Source organism: Saccharothrix sp. NBAS 001, from assembly GCF_056640475.1.
This window is the reverse complement of sequence record NZ_CM153251.1, coordinates 7,054,931-7,071,508: the sequence shown is the minus strand read 5'-3', so window position 1 is coordinate 7,071,508 and position 16,578 is coordinate 7,054,931. Positions and strand designations below refer to the sequence as shown.

19 protein-coding genes are annotated in these 16,578 nt (G+C 72.8%); 8 read left to right on the top strand and 11 right to left on the bottom strand.

What is annotated here, in order from left to right; translation table 11 throughout:
- The first annotated feature begins 1 nt into the window (after position 1).
- The 5 genes from meaB to AC0HI0_RS30490 all read left to right on the top strand — a co-directional run bounded on the left by meaB (position 2) and on the right by AC0HI0_RS30490 (position 4,554).
- The gene (meaB, locus tag AC0HI0_RS30510; protein ID WP_480926952.1) at positions 2–1,015 is read left to right on the top strand and encodes a methylmalonyl Co-A mutase-associated GTPase MeaB; all 1,014 of its coding nucleotides are present in this window, start codon (positions 2–4) and stop codon (positions 1,013–1,015) included.
- Positions 1,016–1,055: 40 nt separating this feature from the next.
- A complete protein-coding gene (locus tag AC0HI0_RS30505; RefSeq protein WP_480926951.1) occupies positions 1,056–1,358 on the top strand; it encodes a hypothetical protein in 303 nt (100 codons plus the stop codon).
- Positions 1,359–1,556: 198 nt separating this feature from the next.
- Positions 1,557–2,723, top strand: coding sequence for a M20 family metallopeptidase (locus AC0HI0_RS30500; RefSeq protein WP_480926950.1), 1,167 nt, complete (start codon positions 1,557–1,559; stop codon positions 2,721–2,723).
- Positions 2,720–3,991 carry an amidohydrolase gene (locus AC0HI0_RS30495; RefSeq protein ID WP_480926949.1) on the top strand — a complete coding sequence of 424 codons (1,272 nt, stop codon included), beginning with the start codon at positions 2,720–2,722 and terminating at the stop codon, positions 3,989–3,991. The genes AC0HI0_RS30500 and AC0HI0_RS30495 overlap by 4 nt, the downstream gene beginning before the upstream one ends.
- A 305-nt stretch (positions 3,992–4,296) precedes the next feature.
- Positions 4,297–4,554: a hypothetical protein gene (locus tag AC0HI0_RS30490; protein WP_480926948.1), complete on the top strand. Its 258-nt coding sequence runs from the start codon at positions 4,297–4,299 to the stop codon at positions 4,552–4,554.
- On the opposite strand, the gene AC0HI0_RS30485 is transcribed toward AC0HI0_RS30490, so the two are convergent.
- On the bottom strand, positions 4,535–6,271 hold the full coding sequence (locus AC0HI0_RS30485) for a glycerol-3-phosphate dehydrogenase/oxidase (protein WP_480926947.1): 1,737 nt from the start codon (positions 6,269–6,271) through the stop codon (positions 4,535–4,537). The two genes, AC0HI0_RS30490 and AC0HI0_RS30485, sit on opposite strands and share 20 nt — an antisense overlap.
- 186 nt (positions 6,272–6,457) lie before the next feature.
- Here AC0HI0_RS30485 and AC0HI0_RS30480 point away from each other — a divergent pair, with 186 nt between their 5' ends.
- Both AC0HI0_RS30480 and glpK read left to right on the top strand, forming a co-directional pair.
- On the top strand, positions 6,458–7,198 hold the full coding sequence (locus AC0HI0_RS30480) for an MIP/aquaporin family protein (RefSeq protein ID WP_480926946.1): 741 nt from the start codon (positions 6,458–6,460) through the stop codon (positions 7,196–7,198).
- Between the two features lie 19 nt (positions 7,199–7,217).
- Positions 7,218–8,723 (top strand): glycerol kinase GlpK, encoded by a 1,506-nt coding sequence (gene glpK, locus AC0HI0_RS30475; protein WP_480926945.1) that lies wholly within the window; start codon positions 7,218–7,220, stop codon positions 8,721–8,723.
- A gap of 44 nt (positions 8,724–8,767) precedes the next feature.
- Here glpK and AC0HI0_RS30470 read toward each other — a convergent pair whose 3' ends face one another.
- The gene (locus AC0HI0_RS30470; RefSeq protein WP_480926944.1) at positions 8,768–10,171 is read right to left on the bottom strand and encodes an NAD(P)H-quinone dehydrogenase; all 1,404 of its coding nucleotides are present in this window, start codon (positions 10,169–10,171) and stop codon (positions 8,768–8,770) included.
- A gap of 117 nt (positions 10,172–10,288) precedes the next feature.
- On the opposite strand from AC0HI0_RS30470, the gene AC0HI0_RS30465 reads away from it, so the two are divergent.
- Positions 10,289–10,738, top strand: a complete 450-nt coding sequence (locus AC0HI0_RS30465) for a gamma-glutamylcyclotransferase family protein (RefSeq protein ID WP_480926943.1) — start codon at positions 10,289–10,291, stop codon at positions 10,736–10,738.
- A gap of 106 nt (positions 10,739–10,844) precedes the next feature.
- Here AC0HI0_RS30465 and AC0HI0_RS30460 read toward each other — a convergent pair whose 3' ends face one another.
- From AC0HI0_RS30460 to AC0HI0_RS30420, 9 genes are all read right to left on the bottom strand, one after another.
- On the bottom strand, positions 10,845–11,648 hold the full coding sequence (locus AC0HI0_RS30460; RefSeq protein ID WP_480926942.1) for a hypothetical protein: 804 nt from the start codon (positions 11,646–11,648) through the stop codon (positions 10,845–10,847).
- A gap of 39 nt (positions 11,649–11,687) precedes the next feature.
- Positions 11,688–12,488 carry an ESX secretion-associated protein EspG gene (locus AC0HI0_RS30455; RefSeq protein WP_480926941.1) on the bottom strand — a complete coding sequence of 267 codons (801 nt, stop codon included), beginning with the start codon at positions 12,486–12,488 and terminating at the stop codon, positions 11,688–11,690.
- The gene (locus tag AC0HI0_RS30450) at positions 12,488–13,765 is read right to left on the bottom strand and encodes a PPE domain-containing protein (protein WP_480926940.1); all 1,278 of its coding nucleotides are present in this window, start codon (positions 13,763–13,765) and stop codon (positions 12,488–12,490) included. Before AC0HI0_RS30450 ends, AC0HI0_RS30455 begins: the two co-directional genes overlap by 1 nt.
- Before the next feature lie 28 nt (positions 13,766–13,793).
- Entirely contained in the window at positions 13,794–14,120 is a 327-nt protein-coding gene (locus tag AC0HI0_RS30445; protein ID WP_480926939.1) for a transcriptional regulator, read from the bottom strand.
- A gap of 190 nt (positions 14,121–14,310) precedes the next feature.
- Positions 14,311–14,880, bottom strand: a complete 570-nt coding sequence (locus AC0HI0_RS30440; protein WP_480926938.1) for a DUF3558 domain-containing protein — start codon at positions 14,878–14,880, stop codon at positions 14,311–14,313.
- Positions 14,881–14,901: 21 nt separating this feature from the next.
- Positions 14,902–15,342, bottom strand: coding sequence for a GNAT family N-acetyltransferase (locus AC0HI0_RS30435; RefSeq protein WP_480926937.1), 441 nt, complete (start codon positions 15,340–15,342; stop codon positions 14,902–14,904).
- Between the two features lie 11 nt (positions 15,343–15,353).
- Complete coding sequence (locus tag AC0HI0_RS30430) at positions 15,354–15,599, bottom strand: hypothetical protein (RefSeq protein WP_480926936.1); 246 nt, start codon at positions 15,597–15,599, stop codon at positions 15,354–15,356.
- Positions 15,592–16,185, bottom strand: a complete 594-nt coding sequence (locus AC0HI0_RS30425; RefSeq protein WP_480926935.1) for an HAD family hydrolase — start codon at positions 16,183–16,185, stop codon at positions 15,592–15,594. The genes AC0HI0_RS30430 and AC0HI0_RS30425 overlap by 8 nt, the downstream gene beginning before the upstream one ends.
- Entirely contained in the window at positions 16,182–16,574 is a 393-nt protein-coding gene (locus tag AC0HI0_RS30420; protein WP_480926934.1) for a DUF1707 SHOCT-like domain-containing protein, read from the bottom strand. Before AC0HI0_RS30420 ends, AC0HI0_RS30425 begins: the two co-directional genes overlap by 4 nt.
- Between the last annotated feature and the right edge of the window lie 4 nt (positions 16,575–16,578).

Below are 16,578 nucleotides of genomic sequence, written 5' to 3'. Positions count from 1 at the left end.
CGTGGCGAGGGTGGTCGAGGTCGGCGAGTACGCCAAGGGCGTGCTCGCGGGGAACCGGAGCACGCTGGCGCGGGCCATCACGCTGGTCGAGTCGACCCGCGCGGACCACCGCCGGCTGGCGCAGGAGCTGCTGGTCGAGCTGCTGCCGCACGCGGGCAACGCGCACCGGATCGGCGTCACCGGCGTGCCCGGGGTGGGCAAGTCGACGTTCATCGACGCGTTCGGCTCGATGCTCACCGGGCAGGGGCACCGGGTGGCCGTGCTCGCGGTCGACCCGTCGTCGACGAGGACCGGCGGCTCGATCCTGGGCGACAAGACCCGGATGGGCCGGCTCGCGGTGGACCCGGCGGCGTTCATCCGGCCGTCGCCGACCTCCGGCACGCTCGGCGGCGTCGCCAAGGCGACCAGGGAGACCATCGTGCTGGTCGAGGCGGCGGGCTTCGACGTGGTGCTGGTGGAGACGGTCGGCGTGGGCCAATCGGAGGTGGCGGTGGCGAACATGACGGATTGTTCGCTTTTTCTGACACTCGCGCGCACCGGCGATCAACTCCAGGGCATCAAAAAAGGTGTGCTGGAACTCGCGGACGTGATCGCGGTGAACAAAGCCGACGGCGATCACGAGCAGGACGCCCGCAAGGCGGCCCGTGAACTGGCCGGCGCGCTGCGCCTGCTGCGCCCGCCGAACGCGGTGTGGCACCCGCCGGTGCTGACGTGCAGCGGGCTCACCGGGGCGGGGTTGGACACCGTGTGGGAGCAGATCGGGATGCACCGCACCGCGCTGCGGGAGGCCGGTGAGCTGGCCGAGCGGCGACGGCGGCAGCAGGTCGACTGGACCTGGGCGATGGTCAACGACCAGCTGCTGGGCGGCCTGCGCGCCGACCCCGCCGTCCGCGCCCTGGTGCCCGACCTGGAGCGGCAGGTTCGGGATGGCGAACTGACCGCGACGCTGGCCGCGGAGCGCATCCTGGCTGCGTTCACGGGCCGTGAGGCCGATCCCGGTTTGGGTGACCACTGACAGTGGTATCCGCTGTGCACGATGGCTAGTCTTTGTGATTGTGACCAAGTGGCGATCAGTGCTCATGGCGTGCCTCTTCGTGCTCGCCGGTGCACTCACCGTGACCGGAGTGGCGCAGGCCACTCCCGCAGCGCACACCGAGCAGGTCGCCGCCGCCCAGCCGACTGAATCGGTTTCACCAGGGCCGGACATCAACGCACCGCAGCAGACCGACACGGGCATCGCCACCGACACGAAGAGAAAGTTGTGGATCGGTGGTATCGCGGTAGTGCTGTTCGCCCTCGTTTACTGGCGTAACAAGAAGCGCTGGGACAAGTGGCGCAAGGGCCGGAAAGCCGGCTGAGCGGGGTCGTGGGGGCGACCTGAATCCCAGTAGTTGGGATTCGATTGTCGTTATATGGTCCTCCTGTAGGGGCCCTTGCGCGGACATGATCGGTCTGACCGAATCTCGCGCACCGCTTGGCGCAGCCGCGCGACCGGCCGGCGGTTGATCAACGCGACGAGCGACGGGGCTACTGGGGCTGATGCAGGATGGACGCAAATGGGTACCGACTTCCAGATGAGGACGCGCTCGGCCGTCGAGCGGTACTCGGACGCGCTTGTGGAGCTGTCGCACGGCATCCACGCTGAGCCGGAGTTGGCGTTCGCCGAGCACCGCAGCGCCGCCAAGGTGGCGGACCTGCTGGCGGGCGAGGGGTTCGAGGTGGAACGCGGCGTCGCCGACCTGGAGACGGCGTTCACCGCCTCCTACGGCTCCGGGGACCTGGTGCTCGGCCTGTGCGCCGAGTACGACGCGCTCCCCGAGGTCGGCCACGCCTGCGGGCACAACGTCATCGCCGCGGCCTCGGCCGGCGCGGCCCTCGCGCTGCGCGACGTCGCCGACGAGCTGGGGCTCACCGTCCGGGTGATCGGCACGCCGGCGGAAGAGGTCGGCGGCGGCAAGGTGCTCATGCTCGAACGGGGCGTGTTCGACGACGTCTCGCTGTCGATGATGGTGCACCCCGCGCCGTACGAGGCGATCGCGGTGGCCTCGCTCGCGATCACCGACGTCGAGGTGCACTACACCGGCAAACCCTCGCACGCCGCCGCCGCGCCGCACCTGGGTGTGAACGCGGCGGACGCCATCACCGTCGCCCAGGTCGCCATCGGCCTGGCGCGCCAGCACCTGGAACCCGGCCAGATGGTCAGCGGGATCGTCACCCGCGGCGGCACCGTGCCCAACGTGGTGCCCGCCCGCACGACGGCCATGTTCGACCTGCGCGCCGAGAACCTCGAATCCCTGGACCGGCTGGAGGAGCGGATCAACCGCTGCTTCTCCGCCGGCGCACTCGCCACCGGCTGCACGCACGAGGTCGTCAAGGTCTCGCCCGTCTACGCCGAGCTGACCCCCGACCCGTGGCTGGCCGACGCCTACCGGCGTGCCGTCACGGAGTTGGGGCGCACCCCGCTGAGCCCTGCCGAGGAGCAGGGCCGGCGGATCGGCAGCACCGACATGGGCAACGTGACCCGTGCGCTGCCCGCAATCCACCCGACCATCGCCATCGACTGCGGAGACGCGGTGAACCACCAAATCGAGTTCGCGACCGCCTGTGCCTCGGCTTCGGCCGACCGAGCTGTGCTCGACGGAGCGCTCGCCCTTGCCTGGACAACAATTTCCGCCGCGCGTGACGACGCGCAGCGGGACCGGCTCGTGGGCGGTGCGGCATGACGGTTCTCGACTCGCGTCCCGAGCTGCCGGGGGAGGAGGATCCCGAAGTGCTGTTGACCGAGCGCGGGGTCAGCATTGCCCCTGTGGACGATCCGGGCGAGGGGCGCGGCCCCTCCTGGCTGGACGAGTGGCTGACCGCCAACGCCTCCGAAGTGGTGGCCTGGCGGCGGCACCTGCACGCCCACCCGGAACTGTCCCGCCACGAGCACAACACCACCGAGCTGATCTGCGACGTGCTGCGCTCGGCCGGTCTCAAGCCGCGGGTGCTGCCCGGCGGCACCGGCCTGGTCTGCGACGTCGGCAGCGGCCCCCGGTGCGTCGCGCTGCGCGCGGACATCGACGCCCTGCCGATCACCGAGAACAGCGGCGCGCCCTACTCGTCCACAGTGGACGGCGTGGCGCACGCCTGCGGGCACGACGCGCACACCACCGTCCTGCTGGGCGCGGCGCTCGCGCTGGCCTCGGCGACCGAACTGCCCGGCCGGGTGCGGCTGGTCTTCCAGCCGGCCGAGGAGGTCATGCCCGGCGGCGCGCTCGACGTGCTGGCGGCCGGCGGCCTGGACGGCGTCGAGCGGATCTTCGGCCTGCACTGCGACCCGAGGCTGCCGGTCGGCCGGATCGGCACCCGGATCGGGCCCATCACCTCGGCCAGCGACCTGCTGGAGCTGCGGCTGACCTCGCCCGGCGGGCACACCTCGCGCCCGCACCTCACGGCGGACCTGGTGCACGCCCTGGGCACGGTCATCACCGGCCTGCCGGGCCTGCTCTCCCGCCGCGTCGACCCCCGGTCCGGCACCGTCCTGGTGTGGGGCGCGGTGCACGCCGGCGAGGCCGCCAACGCGGTGCCGCAGGACGGCGTGCTGCGCGGCACCCTGCGCACCGGCGACCGGGACATCTGGGCCGAGCTGGAGCCGCTGATCAAGGAGCTGGTGGGCGCGCTGCTCGCGCCGACCGGCGTCGGCTTCGACCTGCACCACCGGCGCGGCGTGCCGCCCGTGGTCAACGACCGCGAGAGCACGGTGCTGCTGCGGGCCGGCATCGAGGCCGCGCTGGGCGAGGACGCCCTGGCGGGCACCGAGCAGTCCTCCGGCGGCGAGGACTTCGGCTGGTACCTGGAGCACGTGCCCGGCTCGTTCGCCCGGTTGGGCGTGTGGGACGGCGTGGGCAAGCAGCGCGACCTGCACCAGCCGGGCTTCGACCTGGACGAGCGGGCGCTGCTGGTCGGCGTCCGGGTCATGGTGCACGCCGCCCTGGCGGCGCTCGCCTGATCCCCCCGGCCCGGCGCGACCGTCGACCGAACCCCCGAGAAGCACCGTCGAACCGCGTATTCGCGCGTGCGTCGACGGTGCTTGTCGGGCCGGTCGGCACGCCGGAACCCTGATCGCCGCGTCGCAGGCCCAGGTCGACCAGAACCCGGGGCTCTGCGGCGGCGGCAAGCAGCTCGGCGTCGACCAGGTCGAGCACCTCGGCGGCACGAACCGGTCGGCGCGGCGGGCGTGGCGAACTGCCGGTACGAGTGGGTGTGCCTGTGGACGGACACCGACTTCGACGGTGCCCGTCTCGCGGAGTACGCGTGCGAGACGTGCCGCCGGCGTTCCAGACCAGCACCGGTTCGATCCACAACAACCAGATCCCCGGCACCGAGACCGTGCTCTACAACGCGGGCGGGGACGTGCTGGACCCGAACCTCGGGCCGAGCCGGATCAACGACACCGGCGTGGGGCGTGCGGTGGCGGGCCACCGCCGCCTCCCCGGCGGTCGTGCGGACCGCACCGGGGCGGGGACGTGGCCCGCGATCGCGCGTCCGCCGGTCAGCTCACCGGCTCGGTGAGCTGGGGGCGGGCCTCCGGGGCGGCCGAGCGGACGGCGTCGGCCGCCTGGTCGTCCGGCTCGGTCTGGGACGCCCGCTCGGCGTCCACCCGCGCGGTGTAGATCTCGACCTCGCGGGCGATCCGCTCCTGGTCCCAGCCGTGCACGCGGGCCATCAGCCCGGCGACCGCCTCGGCGCAGTCGACGCCGCGGTGCGGGTACTCGATGGAGATCCGGGTGCGGCGGGTGAGCGCGTCCTCCAGGTGCAGCGCGCCCTCGTGCGACGCCGCGTAGACGATCTCGACCTGGAGGTAGTCCGGCGCGTCGGGCACCGGCTTGAGCAGTTCCGCATCGGCCGACTCCAGCACCTCGTGCACCAGCGAGCCGTACCGGTCGAGCAGGTGCCGCACGCGGTAGGGGTGCAGCCCGTAGCGGGTGGCGAGCTGGTCGACCTGGTTGACCAGCGCGTGGTAGCCGTCCGCGCCGACCAGCGGCACCTTGTCGGTGATGGACGGCTGGATCCGGCCCGGCAGGTCGACCGACGCGGCGTCCACCGCGTCCGCGCCCATCACCCGGTAGGTCGTGTACTTGCCGCCCGCGATCGCCACCAGGCCCGGCGCGACCCGGGCCACCGCGTGCTCGCGGGACAGCTTCGAGGTCGACTCGCTCTCGCCCGCGAGCAGCGGGCGCAGGCCGGCGTAGACGCCCTCGATGTCGTCGTGCGTCAACGGGGTCGCCAGGACCGTGTTGACGTGGTCGAGGATGTAGTCGATGTCGTTCTTGGTGGCCGCCGGGTGCGCCAGGTCGAGGTTCCAGTCGGTGTCCGTGGTTCCCACGATCCAGTGATTGCGCCACGGGATCACGAACAGCACCGACTTCTCCGTGCGCAGGATCATGCCCGACTCGGAGACGATCCGGTCCCGGGGCACGACGATGTGCACGCCCTTGCTGGCCCGCACCCGGAACCGGCCCCGGCTGCCGGACAGCCGTTGCAGCTCGTCGGTCCAGACGCCGGTCGCGTTGATCACGGCGTGCGCGTGCACGTCGGTCTCCCGGCCGTCCTCGACGTCGCGGATCCGCACGCCCGACACCCGGTCCGCCTCGTGCAGGAACGCCACGACCTGCGTCGACATCCGCACCACCGCGCCGTAGTGGGCGGCCGTGCGGCCCACCATCATGGTGTGCCGGGCGTCGTCGGCCTGCGCGTCGTAGTACCGGATGCCGCCGATCAGGGCGTCCCGCTTGAGCGCCGGGACCATCCGCAGGGCACCCGCGCGGGTGAGGTGCTTCTGGCCCGGCACGGACCGCGCGCCGCCCATGGTGTCGTAGAGCAGCAGGCCCGCCGCCGTGTACGGGCGTTCCCAGACCCGGTGCGTGAGCGGGTAGAGGAAGCTCACCGGTTTCACCAGATGGGGTGCAATTCTGGTGAGCATCAGCTCGCGTTCCCGCAGGGCTTCGCGGACCAGCCCGAACTCCAGCTGCTCCAGGTACCTCAGGCCGCCGTGGAACAGCTTCGACGACCGGCTGGACGTGCCCGAGGCCAGGTCACGGGCCTCGACCAGGGCCACCCGCAGACCTCGGGTGGCGGCGTCGAGCGCCGCGCCGACGCCGACCACGCCGCCGCCGACGATCACCAGGTCGAAGGTCTCCGACCCGAGCCGCTCCCAGTTGCTCTCGCGGTCTTCCGGCCCCAGTCGGCCGGGGGTGGCGGGTCCTGCCGGCGGCTTGCGCGTGGCCACTGTTCAACGCCTCCCTGATACTGACTCGTGGTCCGACCAGGACTGACTCGACCACGTTACCCGCTGGTACGCCACCGTAGACAACTGATCACCACCGGAACTAGCGTCAAAATCATTGTTGGGTGGGCAACGCCGCCGAACCCCGGAGGAGCGCGTCGCCCCCTGCCAAGGCAAGGAGGTCGGCGGATGAGCAATGGCTCGATCTTCGTGTGGGAAACCCTCGGCACCGCGATCCTGATCCTGTTGGGTGCGGGCGTCGTCGCCAACGTTGTCCTCAAGAAGACCACGGGGAACAACGGCGGCTGGTTGCTGATCAACTTCGGCTGGGGCCTCGCGGTGTTCGCGGGCGCCAGCGTGGCCGCACCCAGCGGCGCGCACCTCAACCCGGCGGTCACCCTCGGACTCGCGGTGGCCGACAAGGTCGAGTGGAGCACGGTGCCGTTCTACTTCGCCGGGCAGATGCTCGGCGCGTTCATCGGCGCGGTGCTCGCCTGGCTGACCTACAAGATGCAGTTCGACACCCACGACGACCCGCGCAACACGCGCGGCATCTTCTGCACCGCACCCACCGTGCCCGCACACGGTTGGAACCTCGTCACCGAGATCATCGGCACGTTCGTGCTGGTCGCCTGGGTCCTGCTGAGCCCCGGCGTGAAGGTGGCGCAGGACGGCATCCCGCAGTTCGGCAACTCCGCGCTGGGCTACGCGGGCGTCGCGTTCGTCGTCATCGGCATCGGTGCCTCGCTCGGTGGCCCCACCGGGTACGCCATCAACCCCGCGCGCGACCTCGCGCCGCGCATCGCCTACGCCATCCTGCCGATCCGCGACAAGGGCAGCGCGGAGTGGGGGTACTCGTGGGTGCCCGTGATCGGTCCGCTGGTCGGCGGCCTGCTCGCGGCGCTGCTGTACCTGGCCCTCCCGGTCTGACCGCACGAAAGGACGCAGCATGACCAAGTACGTGGCCGCGCTCGACCAGGGCACGACGTCGACCCGGTGCATGGTCTTCGACCACTCGGGCCGGGTGGTCGCCGTCGACCAGACCGAGCACCGGCAGATCTTCCCGCGCGCCGGGTGGGTGGAGCACGACCCCGAGGAGGTGTGGACCAACGCCCGGCAGGTCGCGGCCGGCGCGCTGGCCAAGGCCGACCTGACCATCGCCGACATCGCCGCGGTCGGCATCACCAACCAGCGCGAGACGACCGTGGTGTGGGACCGCACCACCGGCCGCCCGGTGTACAACGCGATCGTCTGGCAGGACACCCGGACGGACAAGATCTGCCAGGAGCTGGGAGCCCTGGGCGGCGGTCAGGAGCGGTACCGGGCCACGACCGGGCTGCCGCTGGCCACGTACTTCTCCGGCCCCAAGATCCGCTGGATCCTGGACAACGTGGACGGCGCGCGGGCCAAGGCCGAGGCCGGCGACCTGCTGTTCGGCAACATGGACAGCTGGGTGCTGTGGAACATGACCGGCGGCCCGCAGGGCGGCGTGCACGTCACCGACCCGACCAACGCCTCCCGCACCCTGCTGATGGACCTCGACACGCTGTCCTGGGACGCGGACATCGCGGCCGACATGGGCGTGCCGCTGTCCATGCTGCCGGAGATCAAGTCGTCCTCCGAGGTGTACGGGCACGTCCGGGAGCGCGGCGCGCTGGCCGGCGTGCCGATCTCCGGCATCCTCGGCGACCAGCAGGCGGCCACGTTCGGGCAGGCCTGCCTGTCGCCCGGCGAGGCCAAGAACACCTACGGCACCGGCAACTTCGTGCTGCTCAACACCGGCAACGACAAGGTCATGAGCGAGAACGGCCTGCTCACGACGGTCTGCTACAAGATCGGCACGGCCGCTCCGGTGTACGCGCTGGAGGGCTCGATCGCGGTGACCGGCTCGCTGGTGCAGTGGCTGCGCGACAACCTCGGCCTGATCGGCACGGCCGCCGAGATCGAGACGCACGCGCGGTCGGTGGACGACAACGGCGGCGCGTACTTCGTGCCCGCGTTCTCCGGCCTGTTCGCGCCCTACTGGCGCGCCGACGCCCGGGGCGCGATCGTCGGCCTGACCAGGTTCGTCAGCAAGGGGCACCTGTGCCGGGCGGTGCTGGAGGCGACCGCGTTCCAGAGCCGCGAGGTGATCGAGGCGATGAACGCCGACTCCGGGGTGGCGCTGACCTCGCTGAAGGTGGACGGCGGCATGGTGGTCAACGAGCTGCTGATGCAGTTCCAGGCCGACATCCTGGGCGTGCCGGTGATCCGGCCGGTGGTCAACGAGACCACCGCGCTGGGCGCGGCGTACGCGGCGGGGCTGGCGGTCGGGTTCTGGGAGTCGGAGGACGACATCCGGCAGAACTGGGCCCAGGACAAGCAGTGGGACCCGTCGATGGACGACGAGACCCGCGAGCGCGAGTTCAAGTCCTGGAAGAAGGCGGTGACCCGGACCTTCGACTGGGTGGAGTGACGCGCGCGGGGCGCCGCCGGCGGGCGGCGCCCCGGAGCACGGGGTCAGTCCAGGTCGTCGTGGCGCATCAGCTGGCGGCCGGCCTCGGTGATCGAGCCGGTCAGCGACGGGTAGACGGAGAACGTCGTCGCCAGGTCCTCGACGGTGAGCTGGTTCTGCACGGCGAGCGCGATCGGCAGGATCAGCTCGCTGGCGTTCGGCGCGACCACGACGCCGCCGATCACCACACCGGTCGCCGGGCGGCAGAACAGCTTCACGAAACCGCGTCGCAGGCCCTCCATCTTGGCCCGGGGGTTGGTGGCCAGCGGCAGCATGATCGTGCGCGCCGGGACCTCGCCGGAGTCGATCGCGTGCTGGCTGATGCCGACCGTCGCGATCTCCGGGTTGGTGAACACGTTCGCCGCGACCGTCTTGAGCTTGATCGGGCTCACGCCCTCGCCCAGCGCGTGCCACATGGCGATCCGGCCCTGCATCGCGGCGACGCTGGCCAGCAGCAGCACGCCGGTGCAGTCGCCCGCCGCGTACACGCCGGGGACCGTCGTGCGCGACACCCGGTCGACCGTGATGTACCCGCCCCGGCCGAGTTCGATGCCGATCTTGTCCAGGCCGAGGTCGGTGGTGTTGGGCACCGAGCCGACCGTCATCAGGGCGTGGCTGGCCTCGATCGTGCGACCGTCTTCCAGGTGAATGAGGACGCCGTCGCCGACGTTCTCCACCCGGTCCGCGCGGGCGTGCTTCACCACGGCGGTGCCGCGCTCGGCGAACACGTCCTCCAGCACGGCCGCCGCGTCGGCGTCCTCGTGCGGGAGCACGCGGTCCCGGCTGGACACCATGGTCACCTTGACGCCCAGCTCGGTGTAGGCGGAGGCGAACTCCACGCCGGTGACCCCCGAGCCGATCACCGCCAGGTGCTCGGGCAGCTCGGGCAGGTCGTAGATCTGCCGCCAGGTCAGCACGCGCTTGCCGTCCGGCTCCGCGCCGGGCAACACGCGCGGGGTCGCACCGGTCGCGATGAGCACCACGTCGGCCGGCAGCACCTCGGGCTCGCCCTCGCCGGTGAGCGCCACCACCCGGTGCTGGGCGAGGCCGCGCTCGTCGTCGCAGAACTTCGCGGTGCCGGTGATGATCCGCACGCCCTCGCGCTGGAGGCGGGCGCGGACGTCGGCGGACTGCGCCAGCGCGAGCCCCTTCACCCGCCCGTGGACCACCGGGAGGTCGACCGCCGCGGTCGTGTCGTCGGTGCGGATGCCCAGCTCACCGGCGTTGCTGAAGGCGCTGCGGCCACCGGCCGAGGCGATGAAGGTCTTGGACGGGACGCAGTCGTAGAGCACGCACGCGCCGCCCAGGCCGTCGGCCTCGACGATGGTCACGTCGGCTCCGTGCTGGGCCGCGACCAGCGCCGCTTCGTAACCTGCGGGACCACCGCCCATGATGACGATGCGGGTCACGACAAGTCCTCCTCGCGTTCTGCTGCGGCCGGGACAACCGTACGCGGTCGGGTTCCGGGGCGTGTCGTCCGGTCTTCCGGTCCCTCCTGGTGATCGCGGGGTCGCTAGGCTGTCGTCGTGCCGCTCTATGCCGCGTACGGGTCCAACATGGATCCGAACCAGATGATGGAGCGAGCCCCGTACTCCCCGATGGCGGGGACCGGGTGGCTCGCCGGCTGGCGACTGACGTTCGGTGGCGAGGACCTCGGCTGGGAGGGCGCGCTCGCCACGATCGTGGAGGACCCGGACTCCCAGACCTTCGCCGTGCTGTACGACGTGAGCCCGCGTGACGAATCCCGGCTGGACCGGTGGGAGGGCGCGCTCGGGCTCTACAAGAAGATCCGGCTGCGGGTGCAGACCCTGGAGGGGTCGGTCACCGCGTGGCTCTACGTGCTGGACGCCTACGAGGGCGGCCTGCCGTCCGCGCGGTACATCGGCGTCGTGGCCGACGCGGCGGAGGCGGCCGGCGCGCCGGACGACTACGTCTCCGACCTGCGCACCCGGCCGTGCCGGGGCATCGGCCCCTGAGCCCACCCACCTCGGACCGGCCGGGGCAGACCACCTGATCGGGCGAGTTCGTCCCGGGTTCGGCACCGACCCCGCGACGTCGCCGGAGCGCGGGGCCGGCACCGGGTCAGCGGTGGTCACGGCCACGTGCCGCCGGTCGTCCCGGCACCAGCCTGGCGTGCAGGCACCTGGTAATCCGCGCGATCAGGGTTGCAGGGTTCCGCAGGTCCTCGGGCCCCGCCCGCAGCAGCGTCCAGCCCGCAGCCCCTCGAACGGCGGGTGCGGGCCGGCCCGCCGCGCAGTCGAGCGCGAGTCCCGCCGCCGGCCAGGCGAAATCGGCCAGGTGGACGCCGGTCGCCGACGGCACCGGGTGGTGCTGCTCCGGGGGCGGCAGGCCCGCGTCGACCAGGGCGAGCAGCAGCCGGCCCCGGCCCGGCGACCCGCCGGACGCCAGCGCCAGCAGCGCCGGCGCGCGCCGGGTGCCGCGCGGGTCCGCGCGGGCGGCGACCCGAGCCCGCACCGCCGCCCTCACCCCGGCCCGCCGGTCCGCAGGCAGACCGGACAGCACCTCGTCCGCACAGGCCAGCGCCACGTGCCGGGCGGCCTGGCAGAGCACGTCGCACAGCGCCGCGTCCAGCGGCTGGCAGGGCAGGCCGGCCACCTCGTGCACCTCGCCCACCCGGCCGCGGTGCACCAGCACCCCGGGGTGCCGCCGGGCACCGGCCCAGTACGGCACCTGGACGTGCAGCGCGCCCACGCGGGCCGCCGCACACCCGTGCAGGCTCAGCGCCGTCTCGCGGGCCAGCACGGCGTGCGGCCCGGTGGCCAGCAACGCCGCCGCGCACCGGGCGCGGAAGTCGGACGGGGGCGGGCCGGGCTCAGGGCCGGGCCGCGGGCGGGCCCGGTGCGGGCCGGTGGGCAGCTGCGTCACGACCAACCGAGGGACGGACCCCCGGCGGCCGTACCGGTGTCACTCGGTCGGGGGAAGCAGGTCGGTCAGGTGCTGCACCAGCCGGCGCGGGTCCGTCGGGGACACCGTGCTCCACGGCTGCTGGCCCGGCGTCGCCCGGCGCAGCTGCGCGTACCGGCCGTGCGGGTTGTCGAAGAACGCCACCACGTGCTCGGGCCGCACCCGCTTGCCCCACTTGTCCCGCACCGCCGCGCCGAACTGGCCCCGGTTCCCGGCGTCGCGGAACATCTCGGCCAGCGCCTTCGCGTCCTCCTGCCGCACGCCGCGCGCGCGGAGCGCGTCCTCCAGCTTGTCCGGTGTGCCCGCCGCTGCCGCCGCCGCGTCCAGGTCGGCGCTGGGCAGCGTCACCGAGTGCCCGGGGCCGGGCGGCATGCCCGGCAGCACGCCCAGCGCCTCGCGGGGCAGGCCCTCGCTGGAAGCCGGGCGCAACGTGAGCCGGTCGCCGTCGAGCACCGCGAGCACCGCCGACTGGCCCTTCGCCGCCGCCAGCACCCGGACGCTGCGGCCCAGCCACAACCTGCCGTCGACCTCCTGCTGGGGCCGGTTGAGCAGGTGCAGCAGGTCTTCCAGCATCGGGTCGAGCGACACCGGGCGGCCCAGGCCCCGCGCGTCCAGCGCCGCCCACGCCGAGCGTTCCAGCTCCGCCCGCTCGGCGTGCGTCTTGCCGGGTGAGGGGACCTTGAGCACCAGCGGCATGGTCTCCAGGCGCAGGTGCTCCCAGAGCACGTCGAACTCCAGCGCGGAGATCGTCACCGGCTCACGCAGGTCGTTGGTGCCCAGGTCCAATCCGAAACTCGTCATCAGTGGGTGGTGCTCTCCCCGATCACCGGTGGCGAGATGATCCCGCCGATGCCGTAGATGTCGTCGGTCTCGCGCAGGTAGTCGGCGCCGTCGTGCTCGCCGTCCTCCTCCTCGTCCGCCCGCGCGCCGCCCAACCCGCCGAACGGGTCGAACGCCTGCTGCGGCGCGACGGGGACGCCGACCGTCCGCTTGTGCACGGTGTCGCCGCTGCCCTGCTGGCCCGCGCCGGGCAGGCCGCCCGCGCCCGGACCGGGGGTGCCGGTCGCGTGCTGGGCGTTGGCCGCCGCGATCGCGCCGAACTCCGCGGAGCTGGCCGACGTGGTGCCGCTCGCCCGGCCGAGCGCCTGGTCGGCGGGGTTGCCGCCACCCTGGTGCTGCTCGGCGGTCGTGGTGTCGGCGGCCCGCTTGTCCCGGTCGTTGCGGGAGCCGCCACCGCCGCCGATCACGCCGCCGGGGCCGAACCCGGGGTGCCCCGGGCCGCCCGGCACGCTGTTCGCGGGCCTGGTGTTCGAGCCGGGGCCGCCGGGCGCGCTCGTGGTCGGCGCGGTCGACGTGCCGGTGTTGCCGCCGGGCACCCCGCCGGGCCTGGGCGGCTGCTGCGGGGTCCACCCGCCGCGCCCGCCCCGGCCGCCGCCGCGACCGCCGTTCCAGCCGCCCCAACCGCGCCCGCCGCGCGGACCGCCGTGGAAGCCGCCGGGGCCGCCCATGCCGATGTTCTCGTTGCGCACCACGTCCGGTGCGTTGATGACCAGCTGCGGGGGCTGGTGGAACTGGCCCAGCGTGGTCACGTTCGACGTGGTGGACGACGCGTAGGTGGTCATCACCTCGCGGGCCCGCTGCTCGGCCGCGTTGTGCGCGCGTTCCTGCTTCTCGTAGTCCGTCTGGCCGCCCACGAGGTGGGTCAGGCCGGTCAGCAGCGCGCCCGGGTCCTCGGCGGTCATCTTGACCGGGGGCGGCATGTCGGCGCGCGCCTTGGCGATGTAGTCGGCCTGGAGTTCGGCGGACGTGCGCATGACTTCCGCACCGCCGCGGGCGTCGTCCGCCCACGCGGCCAGCGGGTTCATCCCCGTCCGGGCCTGGTCGGCCGCCGCGCCCTCCCAGGTCGCGCCGGAGCGCAGCACACCGGCGTGCAGCTCGGAGTTGATCTCGGCCAGCGCGGCCGACACGCCCTCCCAGCGCTCCACCGAGGCGTGCGAGGCCTTGGGCCCCGGACCGGAATTGATCTTCCGGTACAGCTCCTCGTGGCTGTAGCCGTTCCAGCGGTGTCCATCGGGCATGACGATTCCCCTTGCCTGCGGTCCGCGCTCAGCGACCGCCTTGCTGCTCCATCAACCCGGTGTTGTCGTCTTCGATGGACCGGTACTGCTGCTCGACCAGCGTCAGCGCGTCCATGGCTCCCTTGAGCTGCCGCTGGTAGTCGCGCAGCGCGCTCAGCGCCGAGTCGCCGGACTCCAGGGAGCGCTCGTTGAACCGCTCCGCGGCGTCCTCGCTGACCGGGTCGCCCGCCCAGGGCCGGACCCGGACCTCGGTGACCGCCAGTTCGATCTGCTGGTCCAGCTTCGTCAACGCGCCTGCGAACGCGTTGCGGAGACTGGGTATGGCGCTGGGTTCCACGTTCAAGGTGTGCGACATCGGCGGCGGCGTGCCGCCAGTGTCCGCACCACGCCCGCGGTCTTCCGACGGCATGGACGACCTCCCCGTCTGCCTCTGTCGTCTGCCTCGGTTCGACTCCCGGCCGCGCCGGCAGGTTCCCTCGGCATGGTCACTTTAGCCACACCGTCCGACAGCGGGGAGTGGGTGGAACGCACTTCCCCCGCGCGGGTCAGCCCCGTTGCAGCAATCCGGCCACCGCCGCTTCTGCCGCGCGTTGCGCCCCCTGACAGAGAATGTCTTGTTTCACCTGCGTCTTGTTGCCGCCGTCGCGGAACATCACGTCCAGGAACTGGCCGTCGGCCACGTCGACCTCGACGTTGCACACGTCGTCGAGCCCCGGCGTGCGCACGGTGAGCGCCGGGAACCCGCTCACCGCCGTCGGCCGGGCGTCGACCTGCGCGTTCTCGCTCAACCACACCTCGATGCCCTCGACCGTGACCAGCACCAGGCGCACCACGTTGCCGCTGATGCTGCTCCGAATGGTGCACGCCTTCGCGTTGCCGAAGCTCGATTCGACGTATCCGCTGGGCGGGTTGTCCAGGCTGAGCTGCATCCGCTGATCTGCGGAGAGCACCGCGCACGGGTCCAGACCGTCCAGCGGCAGCGGTCGGGGGCGGGGCGACAGCGTGATCCGCGGCGTCGTGGTCACGCTCAGTGGTTCGTCCACGCGGCCGTCAGCCTTGTTGTCGGGTAAGGGCGTGCAGGCGACGAGCGTCGACGCGGTGAGCGCGACGATCAAGCGAGCAGCCCTCATGAGCACCTACCGTAGCCGTGTCCACACGCCGTGTGGACCCCTGGACTCGAATCCGCATTTCCGCGCCAACCGCTCGCCGGCTTTGTCGGAAGGTGCGGTGGTGATGCGCGCCAGATCCAGAAAACCGAACCCGAAGCCCGTCACGGCTTGCACCGCGCGCGTGCCGATGCCTTTTCCGCGCAGTTGCGGCGTGATCCAGCAGAACAGTTCGCCGGCGGCGGAGATCGAGATCTCGCCGACCGCCGTGTTCGACAACTGTTCACACACCGCCCACGAACAGGATTCGTCCGCGTCCCACTGCCGTCGCCGCTCGGCCACGTGCGCGCCGGCCGCGTCGAGGCTGTCGAACCGGCCGCCCGCGAGCAGCGCGACCCGGTCGTCCATCCGGTCGTCCACCCGCAGTTCGCGCAGGTAGAACTCGCCCGCGTTGATCTCGACCGGCTCCATGGCCGGCGAGACTAGTCCGTCACGAACCCGTCGTGGCGTTCGGCCAGCGCTTCGAGTTCGGGACGCCGGGCGTGCGCGGGCCCGCCGTCCGGCGCGGTGCTCATCTCGACGACCCAGTCCGCGTCCTCGGCGTCGTCCTCGCCGGCCAGCAGGTCCTTGTGCACCGCGCAGGGTGCCCAACCCGCCGCGCGCAGGTCCCGGGCGAGCGCTTCGGCCTCGTCCCGGTCGTGCAGGACGAGCAGCAGGAAATCAGCCACCGAGCAGGCCCCGTCCGGCCAGCGCGGTCCGCAGCGCGGCGGTGTCGGGCGTGTGCACGCCGTCGAGCCCGGCCGCGACGGCACCGGCCGCGTTGGCCGCGTTGTCGTCGCAGAACACCGTCCCGCCGGCGGGCACGCCCAGCCTGGCCACGGCCTTGCGGAACGCCTCCGGGTCCGGCTTGGCCGCGCCGAGTTCCGCCGAGGTCACCACGTCGTCCACCTCGCGGTCCAGGCCGAGCGCGCGCAGGTCGGCCGGCAGCCGGTCGGTCGCGTTGCTGAACAGCGCCACCCGGTGCCGCCGCCGCACCACCCGGACCAGGTCCAGCGCCTCCGGCAGGACCGCGCCGAGCCGGCTCCACGCGGCCACCGCGTCCCGCGCGGTGGCCGGGCCGACGTCGGCGGCGAGCCGGTCGCGGATCGCGGCCCGCCACGCGGCGTCGGAGACCTCGCCGAGCAGCGCCGGACCGGCGAGGGAGAAGGCGAGCCGGCCGAGCGCGCCGCGCGGCAGGCCGTGCGCGTCCTCGATCGGGTCGTCCGGGCCGAACGCGCGCAGCACGCCGTCCAGGTCGAGCAGCAGCAGGGTCACCGCCGCCCGCCCATCCGGCCGATCAGCACCGCCACCAGCGGCACCAGCAGGAAGATCAGCGGGTTGCGGAACCCGAAGACGAACACCGCCACGCACGCGATGCCCACCGCGGGCACGATCGCGTTGGCCAGCCTCGGGTCCAGCCGGAACCCGCCGCGCGGCGCGGGCGCCGCCGACGGCAGGGGAGCGACCTGGGCGAACACCGGGTGCGGCGCGGGCAGGTCGCCGAACAGCGCCAGCAGGTCACCCCGGGTCTTCGCCGTGGTCACCCGGGCCGACCGGTCGCCGTACTCGTCGACGTCCAACCGGCCCTCGCCGAGGTGTTCGCCCAGCAGGCGGAGCGCCTGTTCGCGGTCCGCGTCACCGATCCGGATGTCCCGTTCGCCCACGCGG

Bases quoted from the DNA above. Each gene is read 5' to 3' on its own strand.
- AC0HI0_RS30500 (WP_480926950.1), top strand. From the start codon at position 1,557: ATGGGTACCGACTTCCAGATGAGGACGCGCTCGGCCGTCGAGCGGTAC.
- AC0HI0_RS30455 (WP_480926941.1), bottom strand. From the start codon at position 12,488: ATGACGAGTTTCGGATTGGACCTGGGCACCAACGACCTGCGTGAGCCG.
- AC0HI0_RS30445 (WP_480926939.1), bottom strand. From the start codon at position 14,120: ATGTCGCACACCTTGAACGTGGAACCCAGCGCCATACCCAGTCTCCGC.
- AC0HI0_RS30495 (WP_480926949.1), top strand. From the start codon at position 2,720: ATGACGGTTCTCGACTCGCGTCCCGAGCTGCCGGGGGAGGAGGATCCC.
- glpK (WP_480926945.1), top strand. From the start codon at position 7,218: ATGACCAAGTACGTGGCCGCGCTCGACCAGGGCACGACGTCGACCCGG.
- AC0HI0_RS30480 (WP_480926946.1), top strand. From the start codon at position 6,458: ATGAGCAATGGCTCGATCTTCGTGTGGGAAACCCTCGGCACCGCGATC.
- AC0HI0_RS30450 (WP_480926940.1), bottom strand. From the start codon at position 13,765: ATGCCCGATGGACACCGCTGGAACGGCTACAGCCACGAGGAGCTGTAC.
- AC0HI0_RS30435 (WP_480926937.1), bottom strand. From the start codon at position 15,342: ATGGAGCCGGTCGAGATCAACGCGGGCGAGTTCTACCTGCGCGAACTG.